Annotated in this window: 9 protein-coding genes and 2 pseudogenes; 6 read left to right on the top strand and 5 right to left on the bottom strand. The window is 51.9% G+C overall.

Annotated elements, in window-relative coordinates; genetic code table 11:
* Positions 1–18 precede the first annotated feature (18 nt).
* Positions 19–3,225, bottom strand: coding sequence for an oligosaccharyl transferase, archaeosortase A system-associated (locus NO876_RS15840; RefSeq protein ID WP_256422639.1), 3,207 nt, complete (start codon positions 3,223–3,225; stop codon positions 19–21).
* Positions 3,226–3,339: 114 nt separating this feature from the next.
* Between NO876_RS15840 and aglF the strand changes: the two genes are divergently transcribed.
* Positions 3,340–4,071: a UTP--glucose-1-phosphate uridylyltransferase AglF gene (aglF, locus tag NO876_RS15835; RefSeq protein ID WP_256422638.1), complete on the top strand. Its 732-nt coding sequence runs from the start codon at positions 3,340–3,342 to the stop codon at positions 4,069–4,071.
* A 56-nt stretch (positions 4,072–4,127) separates the two neighbouring features.
* On the opposite strand, the gene NO876_RS15830 is transcribed toward aglF, so the two are convergent.
* The gene (locus NO876_RS15830) at positions 4,128–5,579 is read right to left on the bottom strand and encodes an oligosaccharide flippase family protein (RefSeq protein ID WP_256422637.1); all 1,452 of its coding nucleotides are present in this window, start codon (positions 5,577–5,579) and stop codon (positions 4,128–4,130) included.
* A 113-nt stretch (positions 5,580–5,692) separates the two neighbouring features.
* The gene (locus tag NO876_RS15825; protein ID WP_256422636.1) at positions 5,693–7,036 is read right to left on the bottom strand and encodes a sulfatase; all 1,344 of its coding nucleotides are present in this window, start codon (positions 7,034–7,036) and stop codon (positions 5,693–5,695) included.
* A gap of 159 nt (positions 7,037–7,195) precedes the next feature.
* Between NO876_RS15825 and NO876_RS15820 the strand changes: the two genes are divergently transcribed.
* Entirely contained in the window at positions 7,196–8,176 is a 981-nt protein-coding gene (locus NO876_RS15820; protein ID WP_256422635.1) for a hypothetical protein, read from the top strand.
* A 6-nt stretch (positions 8,177–8,182) separates the two neighbouring features.
* Here NO876_RS15820 and NO876_RS15815 read toward each other — a convergent pair whose 3' ends face one another.
* A complete protein-coding gene (locus NO876_RS15815) occupies positions 8,183–9,406 on the bottom strand; it encodes an IS701 family transposase (RefSeq protein ID WP_256422634.1) in 1,224 nt (407 codons plus the stop codon).
* 87 nt (positions 9,407–9,493) lie between these two features.
* A pseudogene (locus NO876_RS15810) lies at positions 9,494–9,670 on the bottom strand (IS6 family transposase); the annotation flags it as partial.
* 11 nt (positions 9,671–9,681) lie between these two features.
* Between NO876_RS15810 and NO876_RS15805 the strand changes: the two are divergent.
* The 4 genes and pseudogenes from NO876_RS15805 to NO876_RS15790 form a co-directional block, all read left to right on the top strand.
* A pseudogene (locus tag NO876_RS15805) lies at positions 9,682–10,395 on the top strand (transposase); the annotation flags it as partial.
* Between the two features lie 174 nt (positions 10,396–10,569).
* Positions 10,570–11,733, top strand: a complete 1,164-nt coding sequence (locus NO876_RS15800; protein ID WP_256422633.1) for a hypothetical protein — start codon at positions 10,570–10,572, stop codon at positions 11,731–11,733.
* Between the two features lie 88 nt (positions 11,734–11,821).
* Positions 11,822–13,123: a polysaccharide pyruvyl transferase family protein gene (locus NO876_RS15795; protein WP_256422632.1), complete on the top strand. Its 1,302-nt coding sequence runs from the start codon at positions 11,822–11,824 to the stop codon at positions 13,121–13,123.
* Between the two features lie 15 nt (positions 13,124–13,138).
* The gene (locus NO876_RS15790; RefSeq protein WP_256422631.1) at positions 13,139–14,965 is read left to right on the top strand and encodes an asparagine synthase-related protein; all 1,827 of its coding nucleotides are present in this window, start codon (positions 13,139–13,141) and stop codon (positions 14,963–14,965) included.
* Positions 14,966–15,008 lie beyond the last annotated feature (43 nt).

Raw genomic sequence — 15,008 nt, 5'->3', positions numbered from 1 at the left:
AGAGCGACCGGGCCCGCGTTAGCTCGCCCGCGCGACGTCGGTCTGGATCGCCGACGCGCTCAGACTCGACTGCGTGTCGGACGTCGAACCGTCGGTCGAGCCGTCGGTGCTGCCGTCCGATCCGTCGGTACTCCCCGATTCGTCGGTGGACTCGCCGTCACCGGAGCCGCCACCAATCTGGAGTTCCTGACTGTCCCGTTCGAGTTCGACGCTCACGGTGCCGTCCTCGTCACCGTTGACGTCGCCCTCGGAGACTGAGAGGTTCGACTGATAGGTGACGATCGAGCCGCTGTCGTTGAGCGACGCGGGCGTCGAGACCGTGTACGGCCCCGTCGCGCGCACGCTGACGTTCGTGTAACCGTTCTCCGGCCCGTACTCGTCGTAGCCGGTCGTCGCGTACGGCAGCGTCATCTCGAACTCCCCGTTCTCGTCGGTCTGCGCGCGCTGGGTGTAGGTGAACGTCGAGTTCGCGTTCGGCATCCGAAGCTCGGTCTGGGCGGTCACGGTCGCGTTCGCGGGCGCGCCGCTGCCCTCGACCGTCGCACCGGGGACGCGCTCGAAGGTCTTCACCCACGCGGAGTTGCTCGGAACAGCCGCCTGCGGGCTGACCCCCAGAATCTGCGAGTTGCGTCCCGTCGTACGAAGGATGGAGTTCGCCGCTGAACTCTCGGTCGCGTGTGCGAGTCGGTAGTGTTCTAACGCCTCGACGCGCTCGGTCGGGAACTCGCCGACGCCGCCGATCTGTGCACTCCCGTCTTCTTCGACGTACGACTCGGCGGCGCTCATATTGTCGAAGGTCCGCACGAACGTCCGCTCGCCCTGCGGGTTCGAGGGGACGGTCACCTCGTCGCCACCGGCGGCCTGGACCCGGCGGTCCTCCCAGTCGACGACGACGGGCGAGGGCTCCTGGGCGCTCCCGTGGTAGTAGTACAGCCGCGTCATCGTGCTGTCGTAGAAGCGGTCAGTTCGGACCGAGGCGGTCCCGACGAACTGCCCCTCGTTCTCGTCGTCGAAGCGGTAGAGCGTCCGAAGGAAGTCGTCGCGCGAGACGTTATCCTCGGCGTCGTAGAACACCGTCGGCGCGCCGAACTCGGACCCGGGCGTCGCCATCTCCCAGTTGACCATTACGTAGCGGGTCTGATCGCCCTCGTCGCTCTGTGAGGTAAGGACCTCTTCGGACTGGGTCTCGTTCGGTGCGAGCAGGAAGTTCGCGGCTACGTCCGCGTTTTGCTGGAACGGGTTCGCGTTCGGGATCCGCTCGCCGTTGACGGTGATCCAGTGGCCGTAGTCCCACCACGACATCACGCCGTAGGCCCCGTCCGGGTAGTCGAAGTCGTCGGTGTACTCGTAGGTGCCGTAGTACTCCATTTCACCTTCGTTCCCCGCACCGCCGAGGTTCCCCTCTTCGGGGGTGTTCCCTTGCATCCACTCGAACGACTCGTCCCAGACAGTGACCGCTCCAGGGTCATTGTTCTGTGCGGACTGCCACGCCGTCGCAGTCTGGGTCTGAGTTTGGGCGTTTCCAACGGTGATCGGAACCGCCAACACTGGTCCGAGAATCAGGAGTATCGTGGCAACGACCGCGAGCACCTGGTAACCATCGATGTCGTTGAAGCCGTCGATCTCGGGGAGTCCGAGGTACTTCGAGTTAACGACTTGGCCGACGAGATAGGCGTTCATCACCGCGACGCCGGGCGCGAGGTAGTAGTTGAACCGCACCTGCGTGAACGCGGCGGAGGTGATGAAGGCGATCCAGACGAGGACAAAAAGCTTCTCCGCGTCGTAGTCGGCTTGTAGAATCGCCCCGACGATGAGCGCGGTGACGATCACTAGGCTGACGAGTGAGGACTCGATCCCGAGCGCGCCGCTGATTCCGTCGGGGATGGCGGGCACAAGGAAGATGACGGCGATGACGCCGAGCGCGCCCGCGACGTAGCCGAGTTCCCGCGTGTCGCCGCTCTTGACGAGCGGCTTCGCGGCGAGCCAGATCGCCGCGGCGAGCCCGGAGAAGAACGTGAACCCGTACTCGCTGATGATTCGACCGCTCGCGGTCAGCCCCCGTCGCTGGAGGGTACCCGGATCGAGGAACGGTTGCGCCTCGCCGATAGTTCGCGTTCCAGCCGTGGCGCTGAACCCAACCGTATTGAGGAGGTTCGAGAGGATGCTTCCGAACACGTTCGGGAGCACGAGCGAGAAGATACCGAGCGAAACGGCGACGATCCCGAAGACCGCGACTGGGTAGCCGCGGTCGTCGATCTCGTTGGACTCCCACAGTCGCGCGAGGCCAGCGAGGAAGATGGCACCGACGCCGACAGCCACCGGGAGAATCACCTGTAGGAGCGTGAACCCTGTGACGCCGAACCCAGGCTCGTTGATTCTGACGACCATCAGGATCCCAGCGACGATCATTGAGATGCCCGCTACGAAGGCGACGTGCTCGGGGGAGTCGCCCTGGATGAACGAGGCGACCATCTGGATCAGGAAGTAGACGCCGGCGATCCCGACGAGCAGGATGCCCGGCGGCCACACCCACATATACATCGCAATCGCGACGCCAGCGAGCGCGGACCACTTCAGGGAATCGCGGAGCCCGTCGAGGTCTCTGTCGACGACGAGTTCCCAGACGGGGCGGTCACGTTCAGCGACGGTGAGCGCGATCATCGTCGTGAAGACAGCCGTCATCATAAACAGCGGCTCGGCGACGTTGTGGTCGGCGAAGCCGACGAGTCCCCGCCGGAGGAACACCCCAGGCAGCAGCATTAGGATGATCGCCGCGAAGACACCACCCAGCTTTCCGCCGAGGCGCTTGCCGACCGCATAGGTCGGGAGCGCAACCAACGCGCCGAACACCGGGGGTGCGACCAGTAGCGTCTTGGCGATCAGCTCTTGGGAGGGATCGCCGAGGCCAACAGTCAGCGCGACTGTCGCGATCAGTTGATCGTAGAGCGTCCCAAACTGACCCGCTAGGTTCCCGTATGGGAACCCAGTCCACGGGTCGAATGGCATCGTCGAGGGCCAGTTCCGAACTGTATAATTCACCTGTCGGAGATGGTACCACGCGTCGTTGCCCGCAAAGTACACCTCTCCGTCCCGAAGGAAGCTGTCGTACGTCTGGAGTCGAATCCAGAGCATCACAGCGATGACCGCTGAGAGGACGGCTTTCGGGTAGTGATCACGGAGAAGGTCTACGACGGAGGGCGAGTTTTCTCCCTGCGACTCACTCATTGTTCCGAACGACTGCTAATACGTTCATAAGCCTTGTGATGCGTGTTTTCGGCGTATCTGCTTTCTATCTAGGCGAGTGAAACCTATTTAACGGCCGATACGCAACTCCGCGGTATGCAAGCAGTCGTTCTCGCAGCAGGAGAAGGAACGCGCCTTCGACCCCTCACGGAAGACAAACCCAAGGGAATGGTCGAAGTTGCGGACAAGCCGATCCTCACACACTGCTTTGAGCAACTGGTGGAGCTGGGAGCCGACAAACTCGTGGTGATCGTCGGCTACAGGAAGCAGAATATCATCAGCCACTACGGCGACGAGTTCGAGGGTGTTCCTATTACTTATGCCCACCAGCGCGAGCAGCAGGGTCTGGCGCACGCACTCCTGAAGGCCGAAGAGCACGTCGAGGACGACTTTATGCTGATGCTCGGCGACAACATCTTCCAGGCAAATCTGGCAGACGTAGTCAATCGGCAACAGGAAGATCGGGCGGATGCGGCGTTTTTGGTTGAGGAGGTGGAGTGGGAGGAAGCCAGTCGGTACGGCGTGTGTGATACGAATGATTACGGGGAGATTCAGGAGGTCGTTGAGAAACCCAACGATCCGCCGTCGAATCTGGTGATGACCGGATTCTACACGTTCTCTCCGGCTATTTTCCACGCGTGTAAACTTGTCCAGCCATCTGGTAGAGGAGAGTACGAGCTTTCTGACGCTATTGACCTCTTGATTCAAAGCGGGCGGACGATCGATGCGATTCCGATGGACGGCTGGCGGATTGACGTCGGGTATCCCGAAGATCGGGACGAGGCAGAAGAGCGGTTGGAAGCGGAACGTGACCAAGTCGCATCCTGATCATTAAAAAGGCAGTTCTATGTGTCTTGCCGGATTCACGTTTGTCTGATAAGGGGCTATCGGTCAGCAAGAAGGCGACTCGAAGGCAGATTGTCGGTGACTGTTGTTCGGAACCGAGGTGAAATTCCAAACAGAACGAGGAAATACACTGCTGCACCCACAGTAACGAGCGTTAATACCAGTGCGGTATTATTACTTACATTCAGATAGGCCGATTCAAGCCATAAACTGAGATACACAGCGGCACCCATAACCCCGGCTGCAGTCCACTGCCTCGCAATATCGCCAGTAGGAATAGAAAAGTCGATGAGAGACGAGAGATATGTGTACGCGACTCCAAGGCTTATCGCAACTGATGAGGCAGTCGCGACTGCTGCGCCGATGATTCCATAGGAAGGAATCAGTCCGACGTTCAAGATCACGTTTGCGACAATGAAGATAGCGTTGATTCGAAATGCGATATCTGGTCTGTCGATAGCGTTGAGGGTAGTCGTGAACTGTCGCTGGTAACCCTGGATGAGGGTGGCAACGATGAGAACCGAGAGGACAGCCGCTCCCTGTGTGAATTCATCGCCGTATACTCGAAGGAGGTGTTCACCAAGAAGGATTCCACCAACTAACCCTGGAATCAAAATCAGGCCCGCATACGCGAGTGCCGTCTCGAATAACCCTGCCACCGATTGCGGATCGTCTTCGGCTGAGATCGAACTCATCTCGGGGAACAGTGTCTGACTTAGCGATCCGCCAAACAGCATCAAAAAAACCGCAATATTCCACGCGGCAGTATACACCCCGATAATCGACGACGATACGAAAAATCCGAGTACTGCGATGTCAACCCAATTGAACGCGCGCGAACGGAGCGAACCGAGCCAAGAGTATTTTGCGTAAGAGAAGAGATCACGGTAGTGCTTGCGACGTGGAAACGAGATCTCCGTCAGATTGCGGATGATAATCCAGAGTCCAACTACCGCAACGAGTAGATATCCGACAGCATATCCAATAAACAGACCTGTGATGCCGACCCCGGCGAGGAGGGCAGTGATTTGCACGATACTGCGGGTCCCGATTCTGACCGGAGTTAGAGCACCAGAGATGTGAACGAGGTGTTGACCATTCAGTACCGCATTTACTATCGATTGCGCGAGGTTGACGAACAGAAATAGTATCACGACTTCTGCGGCAGAGTACCCGATGTAATCGTTTACCTGCTGCTGAAAAATGAGGACGACTGCAGACATAACCAAGAACAGTCCCGTGCTGACTGTCCCCCCGGCGATCGCATAGGCGGCCTCGTCTTCGCTATCACTGATGCGTTTCGTTACAGCACCCCGAACACCCATCGTGACGGCAATCCCAAGCCAGGACACCATTGAGATAATGAGATAATAAATTCCGAGCGAATCAGAGCCGAGAATTCGGGCAATAGCGATCGTTGCGACGAACCCCAGAGCAGACGCCAGAAGTCGAGATACGAAATGAATGATTGACGTCTGACCTAACCGCATACGTTCACTGCCGAGGGTAAGGACAATAAGGCCTCCTCTTCGATTCTGGAGTGTCACCTCGGCACACAATCACCGGTCGAGGTTTATCAGGTTGATCCGAAACGATACTTCGATTACTCGTCCAAGTATCCCAGTGCAGCCAAGTCCTTGCGGAATTCGCGTCTGTCCACGTCGGAAGCGACTCTGACGGGGTTGAAGTCTCGGTTGAGTTCTTTTTTTAACCGTTCACGTTCCGCCTTTGATATTTCTTCGACCGGGATGATCTCTTCATCACCGTTTGTAATACGCGTCGCGAGACGCTCCCCGCCTCTGTCGATCAGTTTGTATTCGGTTCCTCGAACCCCGCTAAGTTCATCACGGTAGTTTGGAACTTCGGCGTAGGCGTACTCTGAGCCACTGTCTGTGAGCTCGAAGAGGCCCGTTCCATCTACGATTGATTCCTTCAATAGTCGGAGCGGTGCCTGCCCATCGACAGATTTCGACGGTTTATTCGGATGATAGACGATGAGTGGAACAGCGATGAGCGTGTCCCACAGTTCGTCTGCGTGGCCGAACTTACCGAATTCACCGAATCCCTCCCCATGGTCGCCGGTCACGATGATGAGAGAGCTTTCGAGTTCTCCCTCAGCACGGAGGTAGTCGACGATACGGCCAATCTGCTCGTCGACGTACCGAACTGAGCAGTCATAGACATACTCCATCTCGGGGATGTCTTCGTCGGTGATTTCGTCCTGGGCACTCCTAGTCTTCTGAGAGAGTCGTTTGATCCGCTCCTTCGAGTAGACTCGGCCGTATTGCTGTTGGATGCGCTCTGGCGACAGATACGGGTGATGAGTATCCATATAATGCATCCATAGGAATCGCTTTCCGTCGATATCGGACAGCCAGTCCACTGCTCTATCTGTGATAACTTCTGCCCCCTCATTTCTCAAAAAGAGACTACGGCCGAGAAGTTCCATAGCGAGGGTGTTCGTGCGGTGTGCCACCTGCATCAGCGACGTATCTTCAATCAGATCACGGACCTTGAGTCGCCACACACCACGATTATTCTCTTCCCGGGCCTCTCGACTGACGTCATCGAATATGTCGAATCCGCGGTCGATATTGTACCGCCGTGCCGTGAAGTTGTTGTGACTGAACCCGGCAGTAGCGAAGCCCCGATCAGCGAGTTCCTCGGCGATCGTCAGCGGCTGTGTCCCTGATTTGGGTAAGCCGTACTCGTCAAATTCGGACGGATACTTGCCGGTGAGCATCGATGGGATCGAATCTCGCGTCGAGGGACCGGGTGCGACGCCAGGTTGGAACTCGATCGCGTCTTCGGCGAGCTCATCTAGCGTCGGCGTTAGTGGTTCACCGTTTCGGGTCGCGTGGATACGGTCGAACCGCAGGGAGTCCGCGGACAAGAGAATGATATTATCGAGTTCGTCCGCCGGGGAAGATTCGTTCTGGACACTCATAGCGTAGGAGATTCGAGTGAGCCAATTAGCCTTTTTGAATGGGAATTTTGTGATACTACAGCCCTCTCAGATGAGTAAAGCCAGTCGATTTGGAACCGATTGAGTCTCGGGCTCGAATCAGCACCGTTTTAGTCACGTACCAATAGCTCTCTACGAACGATGGATGGCTCATTCCGGGACTGGTTGGGGGAACACGGCGAACAAATCTCGTCCGATCCGGTTCGCGGTCTGATGCACGCGGCTTTCACGACGTACCTCGGACTCTGGTATACGATTACGTCACGTTGGTCCCCCGAGACACACATTTACGACGAGGACTGGGATCTGCTTGTGATTCTCGACGCGTGCCGGGTAGACGTTCTCGAAGACGTCGCCGACGAATACAGTTTCATCGAGTCCGTGGAGTCGCGGTGGTCTATCGGCAGCCACTCTCACGAATGGCTCACGAAGACGTTTTGTAAGGAATACTCGGACGAGATCGCGAACACTGCTTACGTCAGCGGTAACGGGCACACACACGAAACGTTCATCGAGCAGGACTACCCGCCGGACGAGACTGTCCCGTTCTGTTGGCCGAAGTGGCAGACAGTCGGGACAGAGGTGTTCGGTCAATTGGATATGCTCTGGGAGACCGCACACCAAGACAAGCTCGGCGTTCCTCCGCGTGCAATCACGGATCGAACCGTCGAAATTGCACGCGAATCGGATTACGATCGGATGATCGCCCACTATATGCAGCCGCATATTCCCTACATCGCCGAGGTGCTGGCAGAGGATCGGACGCCGACTGACGTAGAAGCGAAGGGGTGGAAGCTGCTCGAATCGGGGGAAGCAGATTATGATAAGGTTTGGCAACTCTACGAGGAGAACCTGCGGCTTGTGCTTGACGAAGTCGATCTATTACTGGAGAATGTTGATGCCGAAAATGTCCTTATGATTGCCGATCACGGGAATGCGTTCGGCAAGTACTCGATTTATGGTCATCCCGAAGGGATGCTTTTGCCCTGTATTAAGAAAATCCCCTGGGTGGAGTCTGCGGCATCAGACAAGGAAACGTATGAGCCTACGATTGATCACTCACATAACGCAAGCAATAACACAGTTATTGAGGATCACCTTGAGGATCTAGGATATCTATAGGTGTACTCAGCTTTGCACGTTAGCGTCGGCAGTTGAGTGAACGAAGAGGTGGTCGATCTCTTCCATAAGGTCATCGACGCCACGATCATTGTTGTCTCGAACCCACGAGAGAAGGTTGTACACTGCTTCCTTCAGGGAATGTTCGAGGTTCGCTCGAAGCGATGACGCCTTCGAGTGAACCGTTCCCAAGGCGCTCGATTCAGGATCAAGACGAACGAGACTGTAGGCAGCCATAAGAAGGTGCCAGTGCCGACTGGCACCTTCGTCGATCTGCATCTCGCACTCTCCTAGGCCGAGATTCTGCTTCGAGTCCTCGAAGAACGTCTCGATGTGCCATCGCATTCCGTAGGAGCGAATCACGTGCTCGGTCGGGGCGTCGATTTTGTTCGTGGCAAGGTACTTGACCGGGTTCTCTTCGTCTTCGTCGGTCTCTTTCCCTGCGATGACCAACTTCACGTCTCCCAGCTGGGAGACGGGAAACTTCTTCGTCCAGATGTGGTAGGTGTCGTCATTGACATCGCGCTCAACCGTGTCGATGCGCTCGGCCAGCGCATCGACGCGGAGTTCTTCGCCAGCGTAGGTCACCTTCCGATTGCTCCGAAGCGGACCGATCCAGTCCTTGTTGTAGGATTCGATGTGGTCAGGAAGGCCAGAATCGTGAGCGAACCACGAGTCGAAGAGGTAGGTGTCCGCGGGCACACCTACCTCTTCTTCGAGTTCGGTGACTATCTCTCGGGCTAAATCGTATTTGGTATCGTGGTCGTCGTCTTCGTCGTCGTGCTGTTCGTAGAGGCGGAAGGTGAGGGGATAGGCGGTTTTGTCGTCAGCGTAGAAGACGTAGATGAGGTCTTGGCCCCAGACAGTGTCGCCTTCGGCGTGATCGTAGAACCGACCGACGCCGGGGACTTCGTCCCCGGCTTTCTCGGTGATCGTGTCGTCAAGGATGATGTAGCTGTCTTTCGACCAGCGCGTTTCGCCGTGTTTCTGAAGCTCTTCGAGGCGTTCGTGGTTGAACTCCTGTTCGTCCCAGTCGTACTCGGTGAGGAACTTGTTGAGAGCGCGTTTGCCGCTGGCTGGAAGAACTTCGCGTGCGATGCCCGCCACGGTCTTGTTGCTGGCCGCAACAAGACCTGTGGCGTAGGTTTTGGCGTGACGCCGTTGTGCTGGTGATAGCGAGTCGAACTCGTCGAACACGCGTGTACACGACAGGAAGTCCGTGATCGGCATCATTCGTCTTTGCGTCCGCCTACGTCACGCTCCTACTTCAACGTGCAAAGCTGAGTAGGTGTATTTAATTCAATTAATCACGGGTCGTGTTTAGTTTGGAGCATTGAGCCAGGCAGCAAATGCTTGGAGCCAATTTTCGGCAGTTTGCGGCTCACCGTGGCTGAAACAGTTTGAGAAGGAGGACGTTCTGCGCTTGAACTCTCGAAAAATGCGTTCGATGGCGTTCCGGTTTCCATTGCGTTCAGTTTGAAATCTGAAGCCAGCTCTGGCCACAGGCCGGGTTCGCCCGATGGGTCCACGTCGTTCTGCACTGCTTTCGGCTCGAAGAAGGCCACAGCTACCGTGAAACGTCGAATCGGTGAAGTATCTAACCGAGGTTCGTAACGCACCCGGTCTTGATCGGGACGATCTTTCCGACTACAGCACGATCTACAAGTCGTTCGACCAGCTGAAAATGTGGGTCTGGCGGGCGTTGCTGCGCGTTTCAGCGCAGCAACACTCACAGTCTGGACACGCCGCTCTCGACAGCACGTTCTCCGACCACCGCTGCGCTTCCTCGTACTTCTGCCAGCGGTCAGAAAGTATTCATAGACGCTGAAAGTAGCTAAATCAACTGATATGGAGTCACTCGCTATTCTCGACGTCCATATCATAGCACGCTGGAAACACGATACGAAGACCGGACCGCAGGTCGTCCGCCGGAACGCGGACGACCTGCAGTCCGTGGCTGCCGACAACGGATTCCAAGACTGGCACACTGAGTACGAGGTTGCCGCGCTTGACGTCAAGTATCTCGTTCACTACCGCGGGTCGTCACCGAACGCAGTTGCAAAGAACTCGCTCATCCGGGCAAAAGGCTACTCTCAGCGCTGGATAGCAGAAATGTCGTACTCGATAACGAAGCGCTCGCACGGCATCGCCGTGCGAGCGCTTGGCTGGTACGACAGTTCCGTGAAATTGTCCTGATGTTCGCCCTTATTAACATAAAATAGCTGTGAGCTGCTCTAACCGTGACTCAGCATTTATTCAACAGAGTACATCTATTACTATTGAACTATTACTTGTTGTTACTGTAATTTTCCCCCTCGAATTGGATTAATAATCTCTCATTGTTAATTAATTTCTACTATCTAAACGACATATTCAATTCTGATGGAATACTGATAATGATTCGAGAGGTTTTTATTTTAGATGCGAATACGAAAGTAGAGATGGCGGAATCTGATCGTAAAAATATCACTATACACCAGTTGCTTGAAAAGAGTGCTCAATCTGCACTCAATATTCAGCGAGAAGATGGATCCTTTCCGGCAGGACGAAACTATACTTATGATGAGCCAGAGACTCCTGTCCGAACGACGTCACACTGGGCGGTAACTCTATCAGAAGTATACAAAATAACAGGTGAAGATATATTTCAGAAAGCTGCTAATGCAGCTATAGACTATCTTCTTAGTGACGAAGTTCGTCCATACGGGTATACCTTTCACTGCCGAGACGCTACAGATAAGGACCAATGCAATGGAGTAGTCGGACAGGGAGGTCCGATTAGGGCACTTAGCTATGCGGGACCGATACTCGGACGAAAAGATGCCATCGAAACAGCAATAGAAGTCTTCGCACTCCATCCGTTTAACCCAGATCTCGGTTTGTGGGAACGTGTAGAGATCAATGGCAAGAAACTCTCGTTTGATAGGACATTGAACCATCAGGTCCTATTTGCAGCTGCAGGTAGCAAACTAGCTTCAGAATCAGACCTAGTCAATGATCGGGTTGAGGCTTTTCTTAATAATTTAGAGACAAATATGCGACTTCATTCGGATGGTCTAATTAAACACTACGTTCGACCGCCACCGATTGATGTCATCCAGAAAGTACTCTATACTCCGCGCCATTACGAAATGATCATAAACGAACTTGTTTACCACTACTACTCGCGATCAGACGAACGGAGGAAAAAAGAACGCGGATATCACACAGTAAATTTATCCGCATTATCTCGTATCAAACGTTCATTCGGGGAGCATAGCATTTGGGAGAGCAATACGATCAAACGAAGCCTAAAATTTTTATTGATCAATAAAGAGGAACTTATAACAAAGATAGACACAAAACACGGGTCAGGATTACCAGGTGTTGCAACGGCAAAAACATTATACTGGCTCGGAAACAGGTCTTCCGAAGAATTGTGTGAATTAGTAAGTATAGACGTTTCTAAGAATCTGGATAGAGAGTCATATTTATTGTACTCTGATGGCTCCAATCAGCACAACCAAGCCGCACGGATATCACTACTTGTCGACTTTCCTAATATACAACTATCACTTTAATAGTTGAATCAATTTAGCTGAATTCGCGGACAACTCAGGACACATAAAAACCTTTTTGTTTATTGGTACTAAACCAGGTATTGATTTAATGAGTTCCAAAAAAAAAGTCGCTATTGTAGACGCATATCACGATTCTGATCGGGGGGGTGCAGGTATTTTAGCAGGTGTGATTGACATCCTATATGATATTGAGAAACAAGAGGAGTCAGATATCGAAATAGACGTCGTATATCGCTTCTCTGATGGTGATTCTCGAATTTCAGATGCCGACAGACATACTAATGTGCGGTATCGGAACATACAGACGCACGGGCAAACGATTTCAACCAGTTGGCCTAACAAATCGCTAGTGAATTACTTGTATGCTCTGAAAATAATCCTCACTTCGTTAGTAATACTGGTTCTACCACAATTATCACAGCGCTCTGGTGTACATGCAATCAGAAATGCGGATTATGTAATTAGTAAAGGCGGTCACTTTTATCAGTTCCAAGATAAAAACTCGCTTCGAGCCTACTTTTCCGCATATCACAAGCTGTATACTCTCTTACTGACCATACGACTTCAAAAACCGCTCGCTATTGTCTCGCATTCATTCGGCCCATTCAACAACTATGCCGCAAAATTACTCACACGTTATGTGCTGCACCACGCGTCGTATACGAGTGCAAGGGAGATCCGCTCGCTTGATATCATTGAACAGTTGGGAGGGAATCAGTACAATCTAAACGCAGATACAGCCTTTGCAATGAATCTTGAGACCGATGAGGGTGCGAAAAAGGTGGTTAATGAGAATTCACTTACGGAGGACGAGTTTGCCATTTTTACTGCACGCCAGTGGGACTTTCCGAAGTACGATCGGACGGAAGTTCCGCAACTTTATGACAATTACTTGTCTGAAATGGCAGAAATAGCTGACTGGCTCGTGGCTGAAGAGTACGTAACAAACGTTGCTCTAGTCGTTCACAATAATGGCACTCATCAGCCACATGAGGATGACAGTAAGCCGATTAATAGTATATATGAACGTATGAGCCATTCAGATAAAGCCGTTATCATTGATAAGGATCTCTCACCACAAACACAGTCTGAACTGTACGGCAAAGCGAAGGTGATGATTGGAACGCGGATGCATTCGGCAATTTTTTCGTTTGTCGGTGGTGCACCAGCTCTTGCAATCTCGTATACTCACAAAACTGAAGGGATTATGGCTATGCTTGGATTAAGTCGGTACGTCATACAAATTGGAACGATGGATACAAAAAAGGCAAAGAGACGACTCAAAGAAATCATTAAGGATCGAGAAAGTATAATTGAACAGTCCTCTGAGCGGATAACTACGCTCCAGAAGGAACTTATTTCAGATATCAAATTACATCTATCACAGTAGGAACTTTACAGAACGATGGTTGGTTTTAGTGCTATATTTAGTTCACAACAGGACATTGAATCACCCGATAATTTAATTGATGATCACCTTTGCTGGACAGGAAATGAAATAATATACGACTACTCTGGAGAAAAAGCGGAAGTGAAAATTTCATTTCACGATTACTTCTCGGAAAGACAACCAGTAACGGCCAGCGAAGATGTTCTCATCTGGATCTGGGGAGACCTCAAGGGTCACGAAGCTGGAAACAAGTACCGATCTCGTGATAAGAATACCGGGAAGGCGGAACTCTGTGTACAACTGTACAACAAGTTCGGACTGGATTTTGTAAGTAAATTAAACGGAGAGTTTGCAGGAATAATCTACAACCATCAATCGGAGACCGTACATATATTTACTGACCAACTAGGGTCCAGGCCCATCTATGTTGCCCGTGGAGACAATAACGAACTTGTTTTGTCCACACAAATTCAGCTGATTCCAGAATACTCTGAAATCACAACGTCGCTCAACGAGAAATACCTGTGTGAGTACATTTGCTATAATCGGGTTTTTGGAATTCATACTCCACTTGAAGGTATACAAAAAGTTCCCCCAGCATCGATACAAACATTCGATCTTCAAGAACAACGTCAACGACACACTCAATATTGGTATCCATCATTCAAACGTTCCAAGAAAAATTATCAAGAAGTGGTTAGAGAGTTTATTGACGTATTCCGGAAGTCGCTGACGGAGTGTATCGAACCCGAAAGGAAATATGGCCTAATGCTGAGTGGCGGTAGCGATTCCCGGTTAATTTTATCTCTATACAATAATCTAATCTCATTTCATATATGTGATTGGATGAATAGAGAAGCTCGTCTAGCCCAACGTGTAGCTGATACGGCTGATAGTGAACTTCATCTATTACAGCGTGGTGATTCGTACTACAATGATATAATTAAAACTTCGTGCAGCATAAATAATTTCAACGGCTACTTTCAAGAAGGACACGCGTTAGGATTTCGAGGTGAGATCGCAAATAAGGTGGATGTGACGTTGTTGGGAATGTTTAGCGATGCTCTGTTCAAGGATCATCTCTTCCCGCTCAAAGAATTGAATATATTGAACAATACTATATTTTTGCCTATGAAGGAAAAGGTAGAAACACTTGATAAATATCTAAATGTAATGAGCCAACCCGTTCCAGATTATTACGAAGGCTTTGATACAACAAGAGAGATTCTTGAAGAAAATATTCTGTCTAATAATGGAATAAATCATCACGGGATCCATTACAAGAACCTGTCCGATCTTGTCCAACAAGCCAGCTATTATCCACTTACCAATGATCCAGATTATTTCCACTATCAGAGTTCCGTTCAACTAGCGCCACATCGAACACCCTTCTTGGACAAACGTATGATTGAGTTTCATTTATCGGTTCCAAACCAATATCGACTTAGAAAGGATATCATCAATGATGCTATCTCTATATTAGATGATGATTTGGCTAAAATACCGCATTCATCAACATTGACTCCGGTGAAGCACCCATATGTAGTCCATTGGATGATGAATAACGTACGTAAATTCAAGGAGAAGTTCTTTCCAAACGAAGTACCACGGCCTCATTTCACGGATTCCCCTTGGCCTGATTACGGGAAGCTTCTTCAATACGACGTATTCGGCGATAAAGAAGTAGAAGCAATTCAAGAGAATATGCAATCCCTGTCAAATATAAAAATGTCAGAGTTCAATCAATTATATAAAGAGATCTCAGCTAACGGTGGAGACTGGCGCAACATTTACTCAATACTCACACTCGGGTATATGCCTGTCATAAATAATTTATCATAACATCCCCGTGATATATATATATATGACTAATCATAGATAATAA

Source organism: Halobellus rarus, from assembly GCF_024494595.1.
GTDB lineage: Archaea > Halobacteriota > Halobacteria > Halobacteriales > Haloferacaceae > Haloquadratum > Haloquadratum rarum.
Note: the sequence above shows the minus strand (reverse complement) of the source record. Positions and strands in the feature narration are given on the sequence as shown.